Origin of the sequence: Flavobacterium amnicola (genome assembly GCF_004122165.1) — a bacterium.
Lineage (GTDB): Bacteria > Bacteroidota > Bacteroidia > Flavobacteriales > Flavobacteriaceae > Flavobacterium > Flavobacterium amnicola.
This window is the reverse complement of record NZ_SBKO01000001.1, coordinates 59,016-77,561: the sequence shown is the minus strand read 5'-3', so window position 1 is coordinate 77,561 and position 18,546 is coordinate 59,016. Positions and strand designations below refer to the sequence as shown.

The 18,546-nt window shown below is 36.2% G+C and carries 19 protein-coding genes; 9 read left to right on the top strand and 10 right to left on the bottom strand.

The window, feature by feature from the left end; translation table 11 throughout:
- Positions 1-99 precede the first annotated feature (99 nt).
- Both EQG63_RS00410 and EQG63_RS00405 read left to right on the top strand, forming a co-directional pair.
- The gene (locus EQG63_RS00410) at positions 100-2,364 is read left to right on the top strand and encodes an aconitate hydratase (protein ID WP_129433132.1); all 2,265 of its coding nucleotides are present in this window, start codon (positions 100-102) and stop codon (positions 2,362-2,364) included.
- Between the two features lie 121 nt (positions 2,365-2,485).
- Complete coding sequence (locus tag EQG63_RS00405; RefSeq protein ID WP_129433130.1) at positions 2,486-3,775, top strand: peptidoglycan endopeptidase; 1,290 nt, start codon at positions 2,486-2,488, stop codon at positions 3,773-3,775.
- Here the strand turns inward: EQG63_RS00405 and EQG63_RS00400 are convergent, their stop codons facing one another.
- The 4 genes from EQG63_RS00400 to EQG63_RS00385 all read right to left on the bottom strand — a co-directional run bounded on the left by EQG63_RS00400 (position 3,776) and on the right by EQG63_RS00385 (position 8,071).
- Entirely contained in the window at positions 3,776-4,297 is a 522-nt protein-coding gene (locus EQG63_RS00400) for a GNAT family N-acetyltransferase (protein WP_129433128.1), read from the bottom strand.
- A gap of 1 nt (position 4,298) precedes the next feature.
- Positions 4,299-5,024: a sulfite exporter TauE/SafE family protein gene (locus tag EQG63_RS00395; RefSeq protein ID WP_129433126.1), complete on the bottom strand. Its 726-nt coding sequence runs from the start codon at positions 5,022-5,024 to the stop codon at positions 4,299-4,301.
- Between the two features lie 86 nt (positions 5,025-5,110).
- Positions 5,111-6,559, bottom strand: a complete 1,449-nt coding sequence (locus tag EQG63_RS00390; protein ID WP_129433124.1) for a glyceraldehyde-3-phosphate dehydrogenase — start codon at positions 6,557-6,559, stop codon at positions 5,111-5,113.
- Positions 6,560-6,679: 120 nt separating this feature from the next.
- Complete coding sequence (locus tag EQG63_RS00385; protein ID WP_129433122.1) at positions 6,680-8,071, bottom strand: S1C family serine protease; 1,392 nt, start codon at positions 8,069-8,071, stop codon at positions 6,680-6,682.
- Between the two features lie 267 nt (positions 8,072-8,338).
- Here EQG63_RS00385 and dapF point away from each other — a divergent pair, with 267 nt between their 5' ends.
- The 4 genes from dapF to EQG63_RS00365 all read left to right on the top strand — a co-directional run bounded on the left by dapF (position 8,339) and on the right by EQG63_RS00365 (position 11,574).
- On the top strand, positions 8,339-9,121 hold the full coding sequence (gene dapF / locus EQG63_RS00380) for a diaminopimelate epimerase (RefSeq protein WP_129433120.1): 783 nt from the start codon (positions 8,339-8,341) through the stop codon (positions 9,119-9,121).
- Positions 9,122-9,130: 9 nt separating this feature from the next.
- Complete coding sequence (locus tag EQG63_RS00375) at positions 9,131-9,661, top strand: GNAT family N-acetyltransferase (protein ID WP_129433117.1); 531 nt, start codon at positions 9,131-9,133, stop codon at positions 9,659-9,661.
- A gap of 8 nt (positions 9,662-9,669) precedes the next feature.
- The gene (mltG, locus tag EQG63_RS00370) at positions 9,670-10,698 is read left to right on the top strand and encodes an endolytic transglycosylase MltG (RefSeq protein WP_129433115.1); all 1,029 of its coding nucleotides are present in this window, start codon (positions 9,670-9,672) and stop codon (positions 10,696-10,698) included.
- A gap of 228 nt (positions 10,699-10,926) precedes the next feature.
- Entirely contained in the window at positions 10,927-11,574 is a 648-nt protein-coding gene (locus tag EQG63_RS00365; protein WP_129433113.1) for a peptidoglycan-binding protein LysM, read from the top strand.
- Here the strand turns inward: EQG63_RS00365 and EQG63_RS00360 are convergent.
- From EQG63_RS00360 to dnaA, 3 genes are read right to left on the bottom strand one after another with little or no spacing between them, the layout of a single operon-like run.
- The gene (locus EQG63_RS00360; protein ID WP_129433110.1) at positions 11,571-12,296 is read right to left on the bottom strand and encodes an SAM-dependent methyltransferase; all 726 of its coding nucleotides are present in this window, start codon (positions 12,294-12,296) and stop codon (positions 11,571-11,573) included. The genes EQG63_RS00365 and EQG63_RS00360 overlap by 4 nt on opposite strands.
- 6 nt (positions 12,297-12,302) lie before the next feature.
- Positions 12,303-12,758, bottom strand: coding sequence for a low molecular weight protein-tyrosine-phosphatase (locus tag EQG63_RS00355; RefSeq protein WP_164974430.1), 456 nt, complete (start codon positions 12,756-12,758; stop codon positions 12,303-12,305).
- A gap of 2 nt (positions 12,759-12,760) precedes the next feature.
- Complete coding sequence (gene dnaA / locus EQG63_RS00350) at positions 12,761-14,188, bottom strand: chromosomal replication initiator protein DnaA (protein WP_164974429.1); 1,428 nt, start codon at positions 14,186-14,188, stop codon at positions 12,761-12,763.
- A gap of 199 nt (positions 14,189-14,387) precedes the next feature.
- Between dnaA and EQG63_RS00345 the strand changes: the two genes are divergently transcribed.
- On the top strand, positions 14,388-14,789 hold the full coding sequence (locus tag EQG63_RS00345; protein ID WP_129433106.1) for an acyl-CoA thioesterase: 402 nt from the start codon (positions 14,388-14,390) through the stop codon (positions 14,787-14,789).
- Here EQG63_RS00345 and EQG63_RS00340 read toward each other — a convergent pair.
- Genes EQG63_RS00340 through ribD form a run of 3 tightly spaced genes read right to left on the bottom strand, consistent with a single transcriptional unit; the run spans position 14,786 to position 17,036 of the window.
- Positions 14,786-15,394: an IMPACT family protein gene (locus EQG63_RS00340; RefSeq protein ID WP_129433104.1), complete on the bottom strand. Its 609-nt coding sequence runs from the start codon at positions 15,392-15,394 to the stop codon at positions 14,786-14,788. The genes EQG63_RS00345 and EQG63_RS00340 overlap by 4 nt on opposite strands.
- Before the next feature lie 33 nt (positions 15,395-15,427).
- On the bottom strand, positions 15,428-16,036 hold the full coding sequence (locus tag EQG63_RS00335; RefSeq protein WP_129433102.1) for an HAD family hydrolase: 609 nt from the start codon (positions 16,034-16,036) through the stop codon (positions 15,428-15,430).
- A complete protein-coding gene (gene ribD, locus EQG63_RS00330; RefSeq protein ID WP_129433100.1) occupies positions 16,029-17,036 on the bottom strand; it encodes a bifunctional diaminohydroxyphosphoribosylaminopyrimidine deaminase/5-amino-6-(5-phosphoribosylamino)uracil reductase RibD in 1,008 nt (335 codons plus the stop codon). The genes EQG63_RS00335 and ribD overlap by 8 nt, the downstream gene beginning before the upstream one ends.
- Before the next feature lie 83 nt (positions 17,037-17,119).
- On the opposite strand from ribD, the gene EQG63_RS00325 reads away from it, so the two are divergent.
- Positions 17,120-17,596, top strand: coding sequence for a GNAT family N-acetyltransferase (locus EQG63_RS00325; protein WP_129433098.1), 477 nt, complete (start codon positions 17,120-17,122; stop codon positions 17,594-17,596).
- 53 nt (positions 17,597-17,649) lie between these two features.
- Positions 17,650-18,507: a peptide chain release factor N(5)-glutamine methyltransferase gene (gene prmC, locus EQG63_RS00320; RefSeq protein WP_129433096.1), complete on the top strand. Its 858-nt coding sequence runs from the start codon at positions 17,650-17,652 to the stop codon at positions 18,505-18,507.
- Positions 18,508-18,546 lie beyond the last annotated feature (39 nt).

Genomic DNA, 18,546 nt, shown 5'->3' with positions numbered 1-18,546 from the left:
AGCCCGAGTTGACAAACTCGGGCTTTTTCTTTTATTGCAACTATAATTTTTGTAAATTGGTAGGTTAGAATGGAATAACACAACAAAAAAATAAATCTTATGGCTTTTGATATTGAAATGATTGAAAAAGTGTATGCAAACATGGCAGCACGTGTCGATAAAGCACGCGAGTTGGTGGGGCGTCCACTTACACTTACCGAAAAAATATTGTATTCCCACTTGTGGGATGGAACGCCTTCAAGTGTTTATAAAAGAGGTGTTGATTATGTAGATTTTGCTCCCGATAGAGTGGCGTGTCAAGATGCGACAGCTCAAATGGCATTATTGCAATTCATGCATGCCGGTAAAAAAACAGTTGCTGTTCCAACAACAGTACACTGTGATCACTTAATTCAAGCAAAAGATGGCGCAGCTACCGATTTAGCTTTCGCCAACAAGCAATCAAAAGAGGTTTTCGATTTCCTTTCTTCGGTTTCTAATAAATACGGAATTGGTTTCTGGAAACCGGGTTCAGGGATTATTCACCAAATCGTTTTAGAAAATTATGCATTCCCAGGTGGAATGATGATTGGTACCGATTCGCACACCGTAAACGCGGGTGGCCTAGGGATGTTAGCAATTGGGGTAGGTGGTGCCGATGCGGTTGATGTCATGTCGGGAATGTCTTGGGAATTAAAATTTCCAAAATTAATTGGAGTAAAATTAACGGGCAAATTAAACGGTTGGACATCGCCAAAAGACGTAATCTTAAAAGTAGCCGATATTCTTACTGTCAAAGGAGGGACTGGAGCTATTGTTGAATATTTCGGTGAAGGCGCTACTTCTATGTCGTGTACAGGTAAAGGAACCATTTGTAACATGGGTGCAGAAATTGGAGCTACAACTTCCACTTTCGGGTATGATGATTCCATGAGAAGATATTTAGCGGCTACAGGTCGTCAAGATGTAGTAAATGCGGCGGATAAAGTTGCTGATTACTTGACCGCTGATAAAGAAGTGTATGCGAATCCAGGACCTTATTTTGATCAATTAATCGAAATTAACTTATCCGAATTAGAACCCCATATTAATGGACCTTTCACACCAGATCGAGGAACTCCAGTTTCTAAAATGAAAGCAGAAGCTGCAGCAAACGGTTGGCCAATAAAAGTAGAATGGGGTTTAATAGGTTCTTGTACCAATTCTTCTTATGAAGATATGTCGAGAGCAGCGTCCATTGTGGAGCAGGCTGTCGCGCAAGGAATAACACCTAAAGCAGAATTCGGAATTAATCCTGGTTCGGAACAAATTCGATATACTATTGAAAGAGATGGTATCATTGCGACGTTCGAAAAAATGGGAACTAAAGTATTTACCAATGCATGCGGACCTTGTATCGGTCAATGGGACAGAGCTGGTGCTGACAAACAAGAAAAAAACACCATCATTCACTCCTTTAACCGTAATTTTTCTAAAAGAGCGGATGGGAATCCAAATACACATGCGTTTGTAACTTCGCCCGAAATGGTGGCGGCGATTGCAATATCTGGGAGATTAGATTTTAATCCACTAACCGATACCTTATTGAGTGATAGTGGTCAGGAAGTAAAATTAAATCCACCGAAAGGAGACGAATTGCCAACTAAAGGTTTTGCTGTAGAAGATGCTGGTTTCCAAGCGCCAGCTGCTGATGGTTCTTCCGTAGAGGTGATTGTTTCTCCAACTTCTGATCGATTGCAATTATTAGCCCCATTCGCGCCTTGGGATGGTAAAAATATTACAGGTGCAAAATTGTTAATCAAAGCTTTTGGAAAATGTACTACAGATCATATTTCTATGGCGGGTCCTTGGTTACGTTTCCGTGGACATTTAGATAATATATCGAACAATATGTTGATTGGGGCAGAAAATGCGTTCAATGGTAAAGCCAATTCGGTTAAAAACCAATTAACAGGAGAATATGATGAAGTGCCTGCAGTTGCCAGAGCTTACAAAGCCGCAGGAATTCCTTCCATTGTTGTGGGAGATCACAATTATGGTGAAGGTTCTTCTCGTGAGCATGCAGCCATGGAACCGCGTTTCTTAGGGGTTACTGCGGTTTTAGTAAAATCGTTTGCACGTATACACGAAACGAACTTAAAAAAACAAGGAATGTTAGGATTGACCTTTGCTAACGAAGCGGATTACGATAAAATTCAGGAAGATGACACCATTAATTTCTTAGATTTGACCCAATTTGCACCAGGGAAACCATTAACATTAGAGTTTACCCACGCTGATGGTTCAAAAGATATTATTTTAGCCAACCACACGTACAACGAAAGTCAAATTGGTTGGTTTGTGGCTGGTTCGGCCTTAAACTTAATTGCAGCTGGTAAAGCTTAAGTATAGCGATTAAAACTATTAATGTTTAAAATAATGTTAAAACTCCCAGTGATACTGGGAGTTTTTTGGTATCTTGCGAACCTTGTAAATAGCAATTGGTTCTAATTGCGAAATAAAATATATGTCTTTTCAAAAACACACACTCTTAGTTTTTATTCTGTTGTCTACGGTGGTTTTTTCGCAAGAAGCAATAAATCATAAGGTGACCAAAGGGGAAACGGTTTATAGTTTAGCACAAAAATACCAAGTCAAGCAATCGGAAATATTTGAATTAAATCCAAAAGCAAAAAACGGATTGAAATTGGATATGGTATTGCAAATTCCAAATAAAAATCAATCGATTGCAACTGTCGAACCCACTGTTCACGAAGTGTTGCCGAAAGAAACCTTGTACGGAATTTCAAAAAAATACAACGTTAGTATCGAAAAAATAAAAGAAGCCAATTCATTTATTGAAACCGAAGGTTTAAAAATTGGCGCCAAAGTGACTATACCAACTGGAGTTTCAAATACAGTCGTAGCAAAATCCAAAAAAGAAATCCAAGAAGTTAAAAAAGAAACGCCTAAAAAAGTTGAAATAGCAGCTAAGATTGAACCGAAAGTGAATCATAATTCTTCAAATGAAGAAATTATTCATGAGGTACTAGCCAAAGAAACCAAATACGGCATTTCAAGAAAATACGGAATAACCATTGCCGAATTGGAGGCTCTCAATCCAACTATCAAATCAGGTTTAGCCATTGGTTCTAAGTTGGTGATTAAAAATGGAGTAAAAAAGGAGGCAACTATTCTTGAGGAAAAAAAAGAAGTAGCGACAAACGAAACTCCAATTGCTGAGAATAAAAAAGAGAAAGTTGAAAAAACAAAAAGTCAATTTAAGATTATTGGTAGAGTAGAATCGGATAAAAATGAGGAAATAGTTCAAGTTAAGCCTCAAATTGAAGAAACTGACGAAGAAGCCTCTGAAGTTACCCAAGCTGAAATGCCAATTGAAGAAGTAGTGCCACTTTCTCCTGAAAACATGACGAAAGCCGAGTTTTTAATTGCGAAAGCTTCCGAGAATTTAGGGGCGCGTTATCGAAGCGGAGCAACAGGTAATGGCGGATTTGATTGTTCGGGGTTAATGTTTGCCACGTTTAAAAATATCGAAATGACTTTGCCGCGTTCTTCACGTGATATGGCAGCCAATGCTGGAGTCAGAATTAATAAATCACAAGCCCAAAAAGGAGATTTAATTTTCTTCGCGACTAGTGGTAGAGGGGTAAGTCATGTGGGTATGATCACCGAAGTGTTAGAAGATGAAATCAAATTTATTCACTCTTCTACCAGTGCAGGAGTTATCGTTTCGTCTACCAAAGAGGCCTATTATGCCAAACGATTTGTACAGGTAAATAGAGTTTTGGAAAATTAATTAGTACCAGTCTTTTTTCTGAATTACATATTCAAAGTTTAATTTTTCGGGTTCGCCATGATAAGCAATATTGATTTCCCTCACTTTCGTGGCGCCTAATCGCTCAATGGCTTTTTGAGATCGAATATTTTGTGCGCCAATATGAAAAAACACCTTTTCTAAATGCTGAAAAGCATACTCTAACATCAACTTTTTGACTTTTGGATTATAAGTAGAGCCCCAATAGTTTCGATTGTAAAATGTATAGCCTATTAATATGCTTTTGTTTTCGATGTCTAAATCATAAAAACGGGTACTTCCAATGCAATTTCCAGTAATCAAATCTATAATTTTGAATGCCCCACAGGAAAGTAAGGCTCCATCAAAAAAGTTTTGGAACACTTCTCGTTTGTAACGGTCTTTGTTTGGGTGTTGTTCCCAAATTAAGGGGTCGGAAGCTACTTCATACAACTCTTCAAAGTCGGTTACTTGTAACGGAATTAATCGTACGAATTCATTTTCCAAAATTGGCTGTATATTCATTTTATAAAATAACTTTTAATAAAGTGCTGACTCCAGTGATAAAGATTAAAATTAAAACAATCTTTTTAAATTGTTGTTCCGGAATTTTCAAAACGATTTTTTTGCCAATAAACGTTCCTACTATACTGACAACAAATAGTATTGGAATGAGGTACAAGTCATCCTTGTGTAAATATCCATTCATGCCGTAAACTACTGTTCGACTTAAATCAATTCCCAAATCAATAATGGCTGAAGTAGCAATAAAAACTTCGGGTTTTAAATTATAAGCGGCCAAAGTTAACCCTCTAATAGCGCCACCTGTTCCTAATAAACCTGCTAACAAACCCGAAAAAGTTCCACCAATAATCGAATTACGATTGCTCGGTTTGAAATTTATATTTTCTTTCAAAATGAAAAGCAAACTGATACAAATTAAGAAGAGTGATAGTAAAATTTCTAAAACTGCAGCATTGATATATTTACTCAGGAAGGCACCAATAACTACAAAAAGCACCGCAGGAATACCAATATAAAGAATCAATTTTTTATCGTATCCTTTTCTAAAAAAGTATATTTTGGAAATATTACTGGATAAATGATATAAGGCGGTAATGCCTAATACCGAATGGAAATCAAAAAAATAACTGGCAATTGGAACAAAAAGTAGGGAAGAGCCGAATCCTCCAACAGTGCCCACAATTTCGGCTAATAAGGCAAGTAGAATAAAGTAAATGAGGAATTCCAATTGTTGAAGTTTTGTATAAAAGTAACAAAAAAATCCGCTTCAATTTCTTGAAACGGATTGTTATTTTAAAAAGCTTGACCCTGCTACTAGTAATACGTATAACGTCTTACTTTAGCAATATATTTCGCCAAACGAATTACTTGGTGGCTATAGCCATATTCGTTGTCATACCATACATACATTACTACGTTTTTACCATCGGCAGAAACAATAGTAGCGTTGCTATCAAAAATAGCTGGAGCCGAAGTTCCAACGATATCTGAAGACACCAATTCGTTGTTTAATGAATATTTGATTTGCTCTACTAAGTTTCCTTCTAAAGCATATTTTTTCATGATGTTATTCAAATCCTGAACCGTAGTTGTTTTGTTTACTTCTAAATTTAAAACTACTAGAGATCCATTAGGAACGGGTACACGAATCGCATTTGAAGTCAATTTTCCAGCTAAACTTGGTAAGGCTTTAGCAACAGCGCTTCCAGCACCAGTTTCAGTGATTACCATGTTTAAAGCAGCAGCTCTTCCACGACGGTATTTTTTGTGCATGTTATCGACCAAGTTTTGGTCATTGGTATACGCATGAATCGTTTCTAGGTGTCCTTTAACAACTCCTAAAGTTTCTTCCATTGCTGCTAAAACCGGAGTAATAGCATTGGTAGTACAAGAAGCCGCAGAGAAGATGTTTACTTCGTCTGGATTGTATTCTTCGTGATTTACTCCATAAACAATGTTTGGAACTCCTTTTCCTGGAGCTGTCAATAATACTTTATCAGCGCCTTTTGAGCTTAAGTGACGACGTAACGCTTCTTCCGTAGTGAAAGCTCCCGTGTTATCAATCACTAAGGCATCGTTGATTCCGTAAGCTGTATAATCAATTTCTTCAGGAGAATTGGCAGTGATGATGTGAACGGTTGTTCCGTTAATGGTTAACGCATTGTTTTCTACATCCGCTTGAACAGATCCTTCGAAATCACCGTGAACGGAATCATAGCGTAATAAAGAAGCACGTTTTTCTAATAATACTGCATCATTTTTATCACGAGTTACAATCGCACGTAAACGCAATTGTTGTCCTTTTCCAGCTTTCGACATTAATTCGCGCGCTAATAAACGTCCAATACGTCCAAAACCATACAATACTACATCTTTAGGTTTGATGTCGTGTGTGTTTTTAGCATCTTTTAATTTGTCAATTACAAATGCTTTGGCATCGTTGTATTTATTGTCTTCTAAATGGTATTCGAAAGTTAATTTACCAATATCGATTCTTGAAGGTGGTAAATCAAGCGATTCAATAGCTCTTAAAATTTCAACCGAATCAAACACGTTGATTGGTTTTTGTACAAATTCGCCAGCATATTCGTGTAAGTTCATAATATCACTTACATTTCTGTCAATCAATTGGTTTCTAAATAAAACCATTTCAATTGATTTGTCATACCACAAATCGCTAACAATTTTAATAAATTCTACAGCAGCTTTTCTTCTGTCGGCTTGAAAAGCTAATTCTTTTTCGTAAACAGTTGTGTTGTTCATCTTTACAATTAAAAAAATTTATGGTGCAAAAGTATCTATTTCAAACGTTTTCGTAAACTTTTTTTGCACTTTTTTTGCATAAAAAAATCCCGACGAATCGGGATTGATTTTTAAGTTTTGTTATAAAAGCATCTGAAGTCGTTGTCCGTCTTGGGTAATGACCTCAATTCTGAATTTTTGAGTTTCCGATTTCGAATTCAATAATTTCGAAGCCTGTTCCATCGAAGTAATTTTCTGACCATCTACGGCCAAAATGATACTTCCTTTTAACTCCTGTGCATATTCTTGGAATTTTTCATTGGTGATTTCCTTAATCTTCACTCCAGAAGAAAGACGGAATCGTTTTTTATCAGCAACATCAATATCTTCCAATTCAAAACCATTGTATTCATAATTCACCAATTCCTTTTTGGTTAAGGGAACGGATAGGGTTACGGTGTTTCCATCTCGTACTACACTTACTTTTACGATATCATTTGGTCGTTTGGTGTTAATGTAAGACGAAAGTGTAGCAAATCCTGTCACTTTTTGGTTGTCCAATTGTGTAATAACATCGCCTTTACGAATGCCGCCTTTTTCGGCTCCCGAATTTTTGTATACTTTATTCACATAAAAACCTTGGGTTTCCTTAATGCCTAATTCTTTAGAAGAATTTCCGTTTAATTCACCTCCTTCAACCCCTAATACACCGCGTTGTACATTTCCAAATTCCATTAAATCTTCTACGATTTTACGCGCTAAATTCGACGGCACCGCAAATGAGTAGCCTACATAAGAACCGGTTTGTGAAGAAATCATCGTATTTATTCCTACTAACTCACCACGCGTGTTTACCAAAGCACCACCACTGTTACCTGGATTTACGGCCGCATCGGTTTGAATAAAGGACTGAATGCCATTGTTGGTTAAATCACGCGCTTTTGCCGAAACAATTCCAGCAGTTACTGTTGAGGTTAAATTATATGGGTTACCCACAGCCAAAACCCATTCGCCCACTTTAATAGTGTCGGAATTTCCAAAGGTCGCATACGGTAACTTTTCGTTCGCATCTACTTTTAATAAAGCGATATCCATTTTACTGTCGGTACCAATTAATTTGGCTTTGTACGTTTTATTATTGTTTAAGGTAACTTCTAACTCGGTTGCATTTTGAATCACGTGATTGTTGGTGACAATATAGCCATCTTCGCTAATAATAACTCCAGAACCGGTTCCTACCTGTGTTTGTTGTCCACCGCCACCGCGTTGTCCAAAAAAGTATTCCATAAAAGGATCGCTTGGAACATTATAGGTCGTCATGTTTTTGACGTGAACAACGGTATGCACTGCGTTATCAGCAGCAACGGTAAAATCTACGTTTTCAGCACCAAGTCCAACGTTTTTAGCAAAACTTTCAGAAGCTATTGATAATTTTGATTGTGGCGCATTATTCTCTATAAATAATTTGTAAGCGCCTAAGGTTGTAGCTCCACTTAATAGAGACACAAAAAATAAATTGGCTAAATTTTTCATAGTATACATATTTGTTATTCAATTCTAAACGTAAAAATATAATTTTCTTATTTTTTTTAAAACAGTTTAACGGTCGTTTAACAGACTTTAACTTCTCATTAATATTTGTACTTTTGATATCACAATTAGGAGCACTACATTTGTGTTTCAGTTCGAGCAACTACCTGCTGTTCGCTGTATCTTTTCTTGTTGCCTTCGAGAACCTCAGGCCAAAAAAAAAGGATGCCGCTACCATCAGGGCTATAATTCAACTTTTTTGTACTACACATGAGTATAACTTTTTACAAATATCAAGGAACAGGTAACGATTTTGTTATTATAGACAACCGTGATTTATCATTTCCCAAAAATAATACCAAATTAATTGAGCATTTGTGCGACAGAAGATTTGGCATAGGTGGTGACGGATTAATGTTGCTCGAAAATGACAATTTGACCGATTTTAAAATGGTGTACTACAATTCCGATGGAAATGAAAGTTCTATGTGTGGAAACGGTGGACGCTGTTTGGTGGCTTTTGCAAAGCACTTGGGGATGGTTGAAAAAGAAACGACTTTTATCGCGACCGATGGTTTACATCAGGCTCAAATTAATGATGAGAATATTGTGTCACTTCAAATGATTGATGTAGCGGAAGTCAAAATAGAAAGTAATTATGTTTTTTTAAATACGGGTTCACCACATCACGTACAATTTGTAGATGATTTGGAGCATTTTGATGTTAAAACAGAAGGGGCAAAAATTCGCTACGGGAATTTATACGGTAAGCCGGGAAGTAATATTAATTTTGTAAAACAAATTTCAGATACCGAGTTTTCAATTCGTACCTACGAACGTGGCGTAGAAGATGAAACTTTGTCTTGTGGTACAGGCGCTACTGCCGTTGCTATTGCCATGCATGCGATTGGAAAAACGTCAAAAAATGAAATCACCATTAATGTTGAAGGCGGAAAATTGAAAGTTTCCTTCGAAAAAGAGGGAGAAACCTATAAAAATGTTCACCTAATTGGACCAGCGAAATTTGTTTTTTCTGGAAGTCTAACAATCTAATAATCTAATTTGATTACTCTAAAAGGAAATAAAATTTATTTGCGTGCACTCGAACCCGAGGACCTAGATTTTGTGTATTCGGTCGAAAACAATGAATCTATTTGGGAAGTGAGCAACACACAAACGCCTTATTCTCGATTTTTGATCAAACAATATCTGGAAAATGCCCAGCAAGATATTTACGAAGCCAAACAACTACGGTTGGCAATTTGTAATAATGATGCTACTGAAGCTATTGGTTTAATCGATTTGTTTGATTTTGATCCTAGGAATCATCGTGCCGGAATAGGTATTGTAATCCAAGATCAAAAAGAACGAGGGAATGGTGTAGGAGCAGAGGCATTGGACTTGTTGGTAAAATATGCATTTCAACACTTAAATCTGCATCAGTTGTATGCAAATATTGGAAGTAATAATAAAATCAGTTTAAAGCTTTTTACTACATTTGGATTCCAAAAAATCGGAGTAAAAAAAGAGTGGAATTTTCTACACGGAGAATACCATGACGAAGAACTATATCAATTAATCAATACAAAATAAGAAACGTTTTGAGTAAGAAAAAAATAATTTTAGGAATAGGAGTTGTCTTCTTCGCATTGGCAGCCTACGTGTATGTAAAAGCTTTTTCGGCGAATACTAAGTTTGAAGAAGATAAAAAGTATGTTTTCATCCCAACAGGTGCTACCTATGAGGATGTTATAAAAATACTTTCTTCAGAAGTGAAAAACATTGACGGTTTTAAATTTGTTGCCGAAAAGAGATCCTACGATTCGAATGTGTTTCCTGGGCGATTTTTGTTAAAAAAAGGTATGGGAAGTTTTCAAATTGTTAGCGCATTGCGACATAATGAACCGTTGAATTTATCATTCAACAATCAAGAAACCATCGAAAAATTAGTATCTCGTGTGTCTTCTCAAATGGAAGTAGATAGTTTGACTTTGATGAAATCTTTAAAAGATTCTGTTTTTATGAACCAAAACGGATTTAATGAAGAAACTATCTTAGCCATGTTTATTCCGAATACTTACGAAGTAAAATGGAATCTTTCTGCCAATGATTTTAGAGATAAAATGGCCAAAGAGTATAAAAAATTCTGGAATGAGGAACGTTTGGCCAAAGCCAAAGCCTTAAATATGACTCCAGTACAAGTGATGACTTTGGCGGCCATTGTGCACAAAGAAACGGTTAAGCAAGACGAAAGACCTCGTGTGGCGGGTGTCTATCTGAATCGATTAAAAGCCGGTATGCCACTTCAAGCCGATCCAACCATCATTTTTGCCCTTCGTAAAAAAGCAAACAATCAAGATTTAGTGATTAAACGCGTTTTTGAAGGTGATTTACGTGTGAATTCTCCATATAATACCTATGTAAATCTAGGTTTGCCACCTGGACCAGTAGCAATGCCAGATATTTCTGCGATTGATGCGGTGCTAAGCCCTGAAAATCATAAGTATATCTACTTTTGTGCGAGTGTAGAGCGTTTTGGGTACCATGAGTTTGCCGAAACCTTTAATGAACATGTCGCAATTGCCAAAAAATACCGTGATTGGGTTGCTAATCAAGGAGTTAAGCGTTAGGTCCATAAAACACACTTGTTCCCGAGGTTATAAACAATTGCATTATTTCTTGTTGATAAGTTGTTTTGCCGATGTTTATTGCGTTTTTCGCTGTTTTTGATCGCATTAACAAAATATTATGTAATTTTTTAAAGATTTGTCGTATCTTTGACCCAGTGAAATTTTCTGACGATGATAGATTTTTTGTGCGAAAGGCCAAATTTTCTTAGTTAGAAAGAAAATTATTTTATGACAAAGAAACAGATTTTTTATCTCGGATTATTTGCCTCAATTATTACCTTAAGTTCTGGTTTTAGACCATTTTCAGTTGAACTATTTCCATGGTTCCATGTATTTGAAAAGCATGGAATCTACACAGTACCTACAGAAGTAGAAGTCGAACAAAAATTTTTTGACGTCCCTTTTACTGGAAAAACATTCGTTGGATTTCAACAAAATTTAGCCGCTCGTGAATCGCATTGTAAATACAATAAGGTGAACACGTTGGGTTATTTAGGGAAATACCAATTTGGGTCTGAAACGCTGGAAAGTTTAGGTATTAATGACGAGGAAAAGTTCCTTAGAAGTCGCAAATTACAAGAAAAAGCCTTTTTAGCTAATTTATCTCGTAACAAATGGGAACTTCGTAAGGAAATTGCAAAGTATGATGGTAAAACAATTAAAGGAATTGAAATTACAGAATCAGGAATTTTAGCTGCGGCACATTTAGGCGGAGCGGGTTCAGTAAAGCGATTCTTGAAAACGAATGGAAACCGTAAATTTAAAGACGGCTACGGAACTTCAATTACAGAGTATTTAAGAGAATTTGCGGGATATGACACGAGTTCTATCGAAGCAAACAAAAGAGCAAAAGCAAAACATTACTCTATTAATTAGTAGTTTTTGTGGATAATGAAAATGCAAGGTCGATTATGTAAATCGACCTTTTGTTTTTTCCAGTCTTTTACCGCCAGTGTTTTAATGTATTCCGTTGGTAAGGTAATATCGCAAGCAATGCATAAATTCGTATTGGATTGAAGAATTACTAATAAATCTTCTAGTAATTTGTTGTTGCGATAAGGTGTTTCAATAAATAACTGCGACTGATTTTTATCAAAAGATAATTTCTCAAAATTCTTTAACGCCGATTTTTTCTCTCCTTTGTCAATCGGTAAATAGCCATTAAAAGCAAAACTTTGACCATTCATTCCTGAGGCCATCACAGCCAATAAAATCGAACTCGGTCCAACTAACGGAATGACTTGAATGCCTTTTTCGTGGGCTAATTTTACAATGACAGCACCCGGATCAGCAACGCCAGGACAACCGGCTTCACTCATCAATCCAATATTTTGTCCGTTTAATAAAGGTTGAATAAATTCTTGATGTTCGTGGGTTTCAGTATGTTTGTTAAGTACTGAAATCTTTAAATCAGGTTGTTTCTTTTCAGGATGAACACTTTTGATAAAACGACGGGCTGTTTTTTCGTTTTCAACAATATAATGATTGATGAAGTCAAGAGTTCTTTTTATGGTAACCGGTAACACCTCTTCAGTATTCATTTCACCCAATGTGGTGGGGATTAAATATAATTTACCTAAAAATGTGACTGGTTTCATGTTTTGTTATTTTGTTAATTTCGCTGCAATACTTTCGCAGGCTTCGTCAAGCATTTCATACACTTTTTCGAAACCGTCTTGCAAACCATAATATGGATCGGGAACATCTACGCGTTCGCCAGGAAAAATGGTATCCAAAATTAATTGCACTTTGGCTTTGTCTTCTTCGGTAGTGGCTAAGGCTATAACATCTTTGTAATTCTGATTGTCCATCACATAAATGTAATCAAAATCAGCAAAATCATTTTTAGTGAATTGTCTTCCTTTAAGATTGGAAATGTCGATGTTGTGACTTTTAGCTGTGGCAATAGATCTTGGATCCGGAGCGTTGCCTACATGCCAATTTCCGGTACCAGCAGAATCTACGATAAAACTATTGGAAAGTTTACTACGCAAAATACCTTCAGCCAAAGGAGAACGACAAATGTTTCCCAAGCATACCATTAAGATTTTAGCCGCCATTGTTACAGTGAAAGTTTTTTGTTGATGTCGTCAACGAACTTTTTAAATTGCTTATCTGTCGAAACTAGGTTGTCTACTGTTTTACAAGCATGTAAAACCGTTGCATGATCTCTATCACCAATTTGTGAACCAATATTGGCTAAAGAAGCCTTGGTGAATTTCTTGGCAAAAAACATAGCTAACTGACGTGCTTGTACAACGTGGCGTTTTCTAGTTGGCGATTGTAATGTGTCTACGTCTAACTGGAAATAATCGGAAACGACTTTTTGAATGTAATCTATCGAAATTTCACGTTTTACATTTTTCACAAACTTCTCTACCACTTGTTTGGCCAAATCAATAGTCACTTCTTTTTTGTTGAAAGACGATTGCGCGATTAACGAAATGATAGCGCCTTCTAGTTCACGAACATTCGATTTGATGTTACGCGCAACATATTCAATAATGTCTTCTGGCATTTCTACACCATCGCGGTACAAGATGTTTTTTAAGATAGAAACTCTTGTTTCGTAATCCGGTTGGTGCAACTCGGCCGATAATCCCCATTTGAAACGAGACAACAAACGTTGTTCGATATCTTGCATGTCAACAGGAGCTTTGTCGGAAGTTAAGATAACTTGTTTTCCGTTTTGGTGCAAATGATTGAAGATGTGGAAGAAAACGTCTTGCGTTCCTGTTTTTCCAGAAAGGAATTGTACATCGTCAATAATTAATACATCAATTAACTGGTAGAAATGAATAAAGTCATTTCGTGTATTTTTCTTAACCGAATCAATATATTGTTGCGTGAAAATTTCAGCAGAAATATATAAAACGGTTTTGTCTGGATATTTGTCTTTGATCTCTACACCTATAGCGTGGGCTAAGTGCGTTTTTCCTAATCCAACACCACCAAAAATCAATAGCGGATTGAAAGAAGTTCCTCCGGGTTTATTGGCCACCGCCATACCAGCACTACGCGCTAATCGGTTAGAATCTCCTTCCAAGAAATTGTCAAAACTATAATTCGCATTCAGTTGCGATTCGATTTTAATATTTCGAATGCCAGGAATGATAAATGGATTTTTTAACTCTGGATTTTTTTGTTGCACTGGAACGTCAATTTCCTGCGTTTTTACAGGTTGACGGGTAGCACTTGGTAACTGCTCAGTAAATGGAAGTTTATTACCATAAGTATTTTCCATTTTGATTTTATACAGTAACTTCGCATTTTTCCCAAGTTCTTTTTGCAAGGCCACTTTTAATAATTTAACATAGTGTTCTTCTAGCCATTCGTAGAAGAATTTACTAGGCACCTGAATGTAAAGCGCGTTGTCTGTAAGCTCTACTGACTTGATTGGTTCAAACCAAGTTTTGTATGCTTGTTCCTGTATATTATCCTTTATGAATAGTAGACAGTTCTCCCAGACCGATTCCGCAGTTTTGTTCATTATGTGCATTCTAATTTGTTAATTTATTTAAGGTTTTACTTGATAAAATTACGGTCAAGTATTTGGATGAATTGGGATAGCAAATATGACTTATAAAATCTTTAAAAAAAAATTTTTTTCATATTGATTTTATAAAAAAATTGTCGTAAAGGACTTTATTGGGGTTACGAGAGTATTAATTTTTTGTTATAAAATTTAGATGAAAATACATGAGATACAAGTGCGGGTTCGTTACGCAGAAACCGATCAAATGGCAGTGGTTTACCACGGAAATTACGCTCAATATTTTGAAATGGGCCGCGTGGAATGGCTGAGAAACCTAGGGGTTTCGTATAAATGGATGGAAGAAAATGGCATTATGCTTCCGTTGGTTTCCTTATCGATGAATTATAAAAAACCAGCACGCTATGATGACTTGTTAACAATACGAACTATCTTCAAAAGTCAGCATTCAGTGAAGATTGAATTTGATTATGAGGTCTATAACGAAGCGAACGAGTTGTTAACAATTGGGAACTCCATTTTAGTATTTGTAGACGTTAAAACAGGACGTCCCGTTTTGCCTCCAGATTACTTAAAAAAGTTATTGCAAGAAGATTAAACTTCTTCTACTTCCACTTCAAATAAATTAGTAAAAATGTCGAGCACCATCTCGGCATTTTTTTTTCGAGTACTGATTTCAATCTGACAATTTTCGTTCATCAGTTGCGAAACAATGTTGAGGTTTTTTTCTTTGATCACACGCATCACTTTATTCATGTTTTTATAGTCGAAGGTCACACGAAAATGAATGTCAATTGTTTTTTCAATAATTTCGGAAGCTTCAAGGGCTAATTTCGCTCCTTCTCGATAGGCAGCGATCAATCCGCCCACGCCTAATTTTACGCCCCCAAAATAACGAACCACTACCACAAGTACATTGGTTACTTCAAACGATTGAATTTGTCCATAAATGGGCATTCCGGCACTATTGTTGGGTTCGCCGTCATCATTGGCGCGGTATTGAATTTTAGTTGTGCCAATTTGGTAAGCATAACACCAATGTCGGGCTGAAAAATGTTCTTTTTTAAGTTGCTCAATAAGGGGTTTGACTTCTTCTTCGGAAGAAATAGGAAAGGCATAGCCAAAAAACTTGCTGTTTTTTTCTTTAAATAAGACTTCTGGGGAAGCAGAAGCAATGGTTTTATAGGTGTCGGACGAACTCAATGGTGTAATTTGAGCACAAAAGTATAAAATAAGTTAAAAAGGCAATTCTTTTCTCGAAAGTAATTCGGTAACATCTTCCTTATCGACTTGTATGTTCCAAACATGCATGCCTAAACTTGCGGCAATATCGGTATTTTCTTTTTTATCATCTATAAATAAGGTACGACTTGGATTTAACGCATGTTTTTTAATCACATAGTTAAACGCTTCTAGTTCTGGTTTTCTGTAGCCAATTTCATGGGAAAAATACACTTGTTCAAAACACTGATAAAACTCTCTGGCAAAGGTATAGCCTAATTTGTGTTCGAATTTGGCCACTTGAATTTCATCGGAATTACTTAATAAAAACAATTTGTATTTATGAGAAAGACGTTGTAAAAATTCTAATCTATTTAATGGGAAGTCAGACAATACTTGATGCCAAGCCGCTCTAATATCTTCTATAGAAGCATTTGGAATTAATTTTTTGATTTCAATCATGAATTGAACCTCGGTAAGTTTGCCTTTTTCGAATTTCTGATTTATTTTTTCAATTTCATCATTCCAAGATTCAAGACCTAATTTTTTTAAGGCTTCTAATGAAGCTTCTTTGTTTAAATCGATAAACACGCCGCCAAAATCAAAAATAATTGTATTAATCATAGTTCGAATAAATTAGAAGTTCGTCACTCACTATTTTTTGCATTTCTGCTTTCTTTTTGGGCAACAATGGGGCTCTTGTACCGCTTGAAAAATAACTATCGCCAATAAAAACTCTCGCTTCATCCCATAGGTTTTCTGTAATGAAAGTTTGCAAGGTTTTACTTCCGCCTTCAATAATTACCGACTGTATGTTGTTCTCAAATAGCAGGTTAACTATTTGTTGGGCAACATTTTCAGTATGCTTTATATCGTTGTTTGACAACAATAGGGTACTAGCGGAACTATCAAATATAAGACTTTCTTTTGAAATTCTACAATTTTTATCTAAAACTATTCTTACAGGATTATTTCCTGTCCAGTCGCGAACATCTAACTTAGGATTGTCATCCACTACGGTTTGTGTACCGACAAGTATGGCTTGTTCTTCGCTTCTCCATTTGTGAACCAATTGTCTGGAATAGGGATTAGTTATCCAAACCGGTGCTTTTTGATCCCGAACGGAAGGGGCAATAAAACCATCAGCCGTTTGCGCCCATTTCAAAATGATATAGGGTCTTTGCTTGTTGTGAAAGGTGAAAAAACGTTTGTTGAGCGCGTGACATTCGTCTTCTAAAATACCAACCGTAACCTTACATCCCGCTTCGATTAATTTTTTGATGCCATTGCCGGCTACTTTTGCAAAAGGATCTACTGTTCCGATAACTACATTCGGAATTTTATGTTGAATAATTAAATCACTACAAGGAGGTGTTTTTCCAAAATGACTGCAAGGTTCTAAACTAACATAGATGGTGGATTCTTGTAATAAGGATTTATCCTTAACCGAACGAATAGCGTTGACTTCGGCGTGGGCTTCGCCAGCTTTTTTGTGCCAGCCTTCCCCAATAATTATCCCGTTATGCACAATTACGCTGCCCACTAATGGATTTGGATAGGTGGTGCCCAATCCGTTTTTGGCTAATTGAATACAGCGCTGTATGTAAATCTCATGTGTCTTCACTATACAAATTTAGAATTTATTTGACTTTAATGAATCAAACTAGAAATAAACATTTTATAATTCTATCTTTTTATCTTTGTTGTATGAGAATTAGAGTAATCGAAAAAAAGGATAACGAACAAGTAGCTCGCGTTATCCGAAGTGTTTTGGAAGAATTTAATGTTCCTAAAGTCGGAACGGCCTATGCTGACCCCGAATTGGATATGATGTTTGAAACGTATAGCAAACCGAAATCAGCCTATTTTGTAGTGGAAAACGAAGATAGAATTGTTGGTTGTGCTGGAATTGCTCCCTTAGCCAATGGTGCTCCAGAAGTTTGTGAATTGCAGAAGATGTATTTTTTATCCGAAACACGCGGATTAGGAATCGGTACTCAAATGATGGAAGTTTGTTTGTCCAAAGCAAAAGACTTTGGTTTTGAAAAATGCTATTTGGAAACCATGCCCTACATGGAAGCCGCTCAAAAACTGTATAAAAAATCAGGTTTCGATTATTTAGATGGTCCAATGGGTTGTACCGGACATTCTTCATGTCCTGTTTGGATGATCAAGCAATTGTAAAATTAATTTGTCACCTCGAGCGCGGTCGAGAGGTAAATTTATAGAGAATAAAAATGCTAGTAAAAGACTACCGAGTTCAATTTAAAGAAGCCCTTGATACACTTTACGACGAAAAAGAAATCGAAAGTTTTTTCTATATCCTTTTGGAAGCCTTTCATCAAATCAAACGTGTCGATTTGGCTTTGAATCCCACTATTGAATTAGACGGAATGCAATTATTGCAATGGGAAACGGTTTTGTCACAATTAAAAGACGAAAAACCCATTCAGTATATTTTAGGTGAAACCGAATTTTACGGATTGCCATTTTATGTCAATGAAAATACGTTAATTCCTAGACCTGAAACAGAAGAACTTGTAGAATGGATTATTAAAGATTACTTCGTTCCTCGCAATGACGTTAGCACGATTCGGATTTTAGACATAGGAACGGGAAGTGGTTGTATTGCCATTTCGTTGGCTAAAAATTTGCCTAATGCTGAAGTTTTTGCTTTAGATGTTTCGGAGAAAGCACTACAGATTGCTAAGAAAAATGCAGATCGAAATGAGGTGAAGATTACGTTTTTACATCAAAGTATTTTGGAAACAATCGATTTAGGTCAGCAATTTGACATCATTATGTCCAATCCACCCTATGTACGTAATTTAGAAAAAGCGGAAATTAACAAAAATGTATTGGAATATGAACCCCATTTGGCCTTGTTTGTAGAAGATACCGATGCGTTGCTTTTTTATCGAAAAATAACGGAACTCGCTCAAAAAAATCTTTCTCAAAACGGACAATTGTATTTCGAAATAAATCAGTATTTGGGAAAAGAAATGGTCGAATTATTGGAAAAATACCATTTTAAAAATATCGAATTGCGAAAAGATATTTATGGAAATGACAGAATGATGAAAGGAAACATTTAATCACTTTGTATTTTTAACTTCGTACTTCGTACTTTTTAC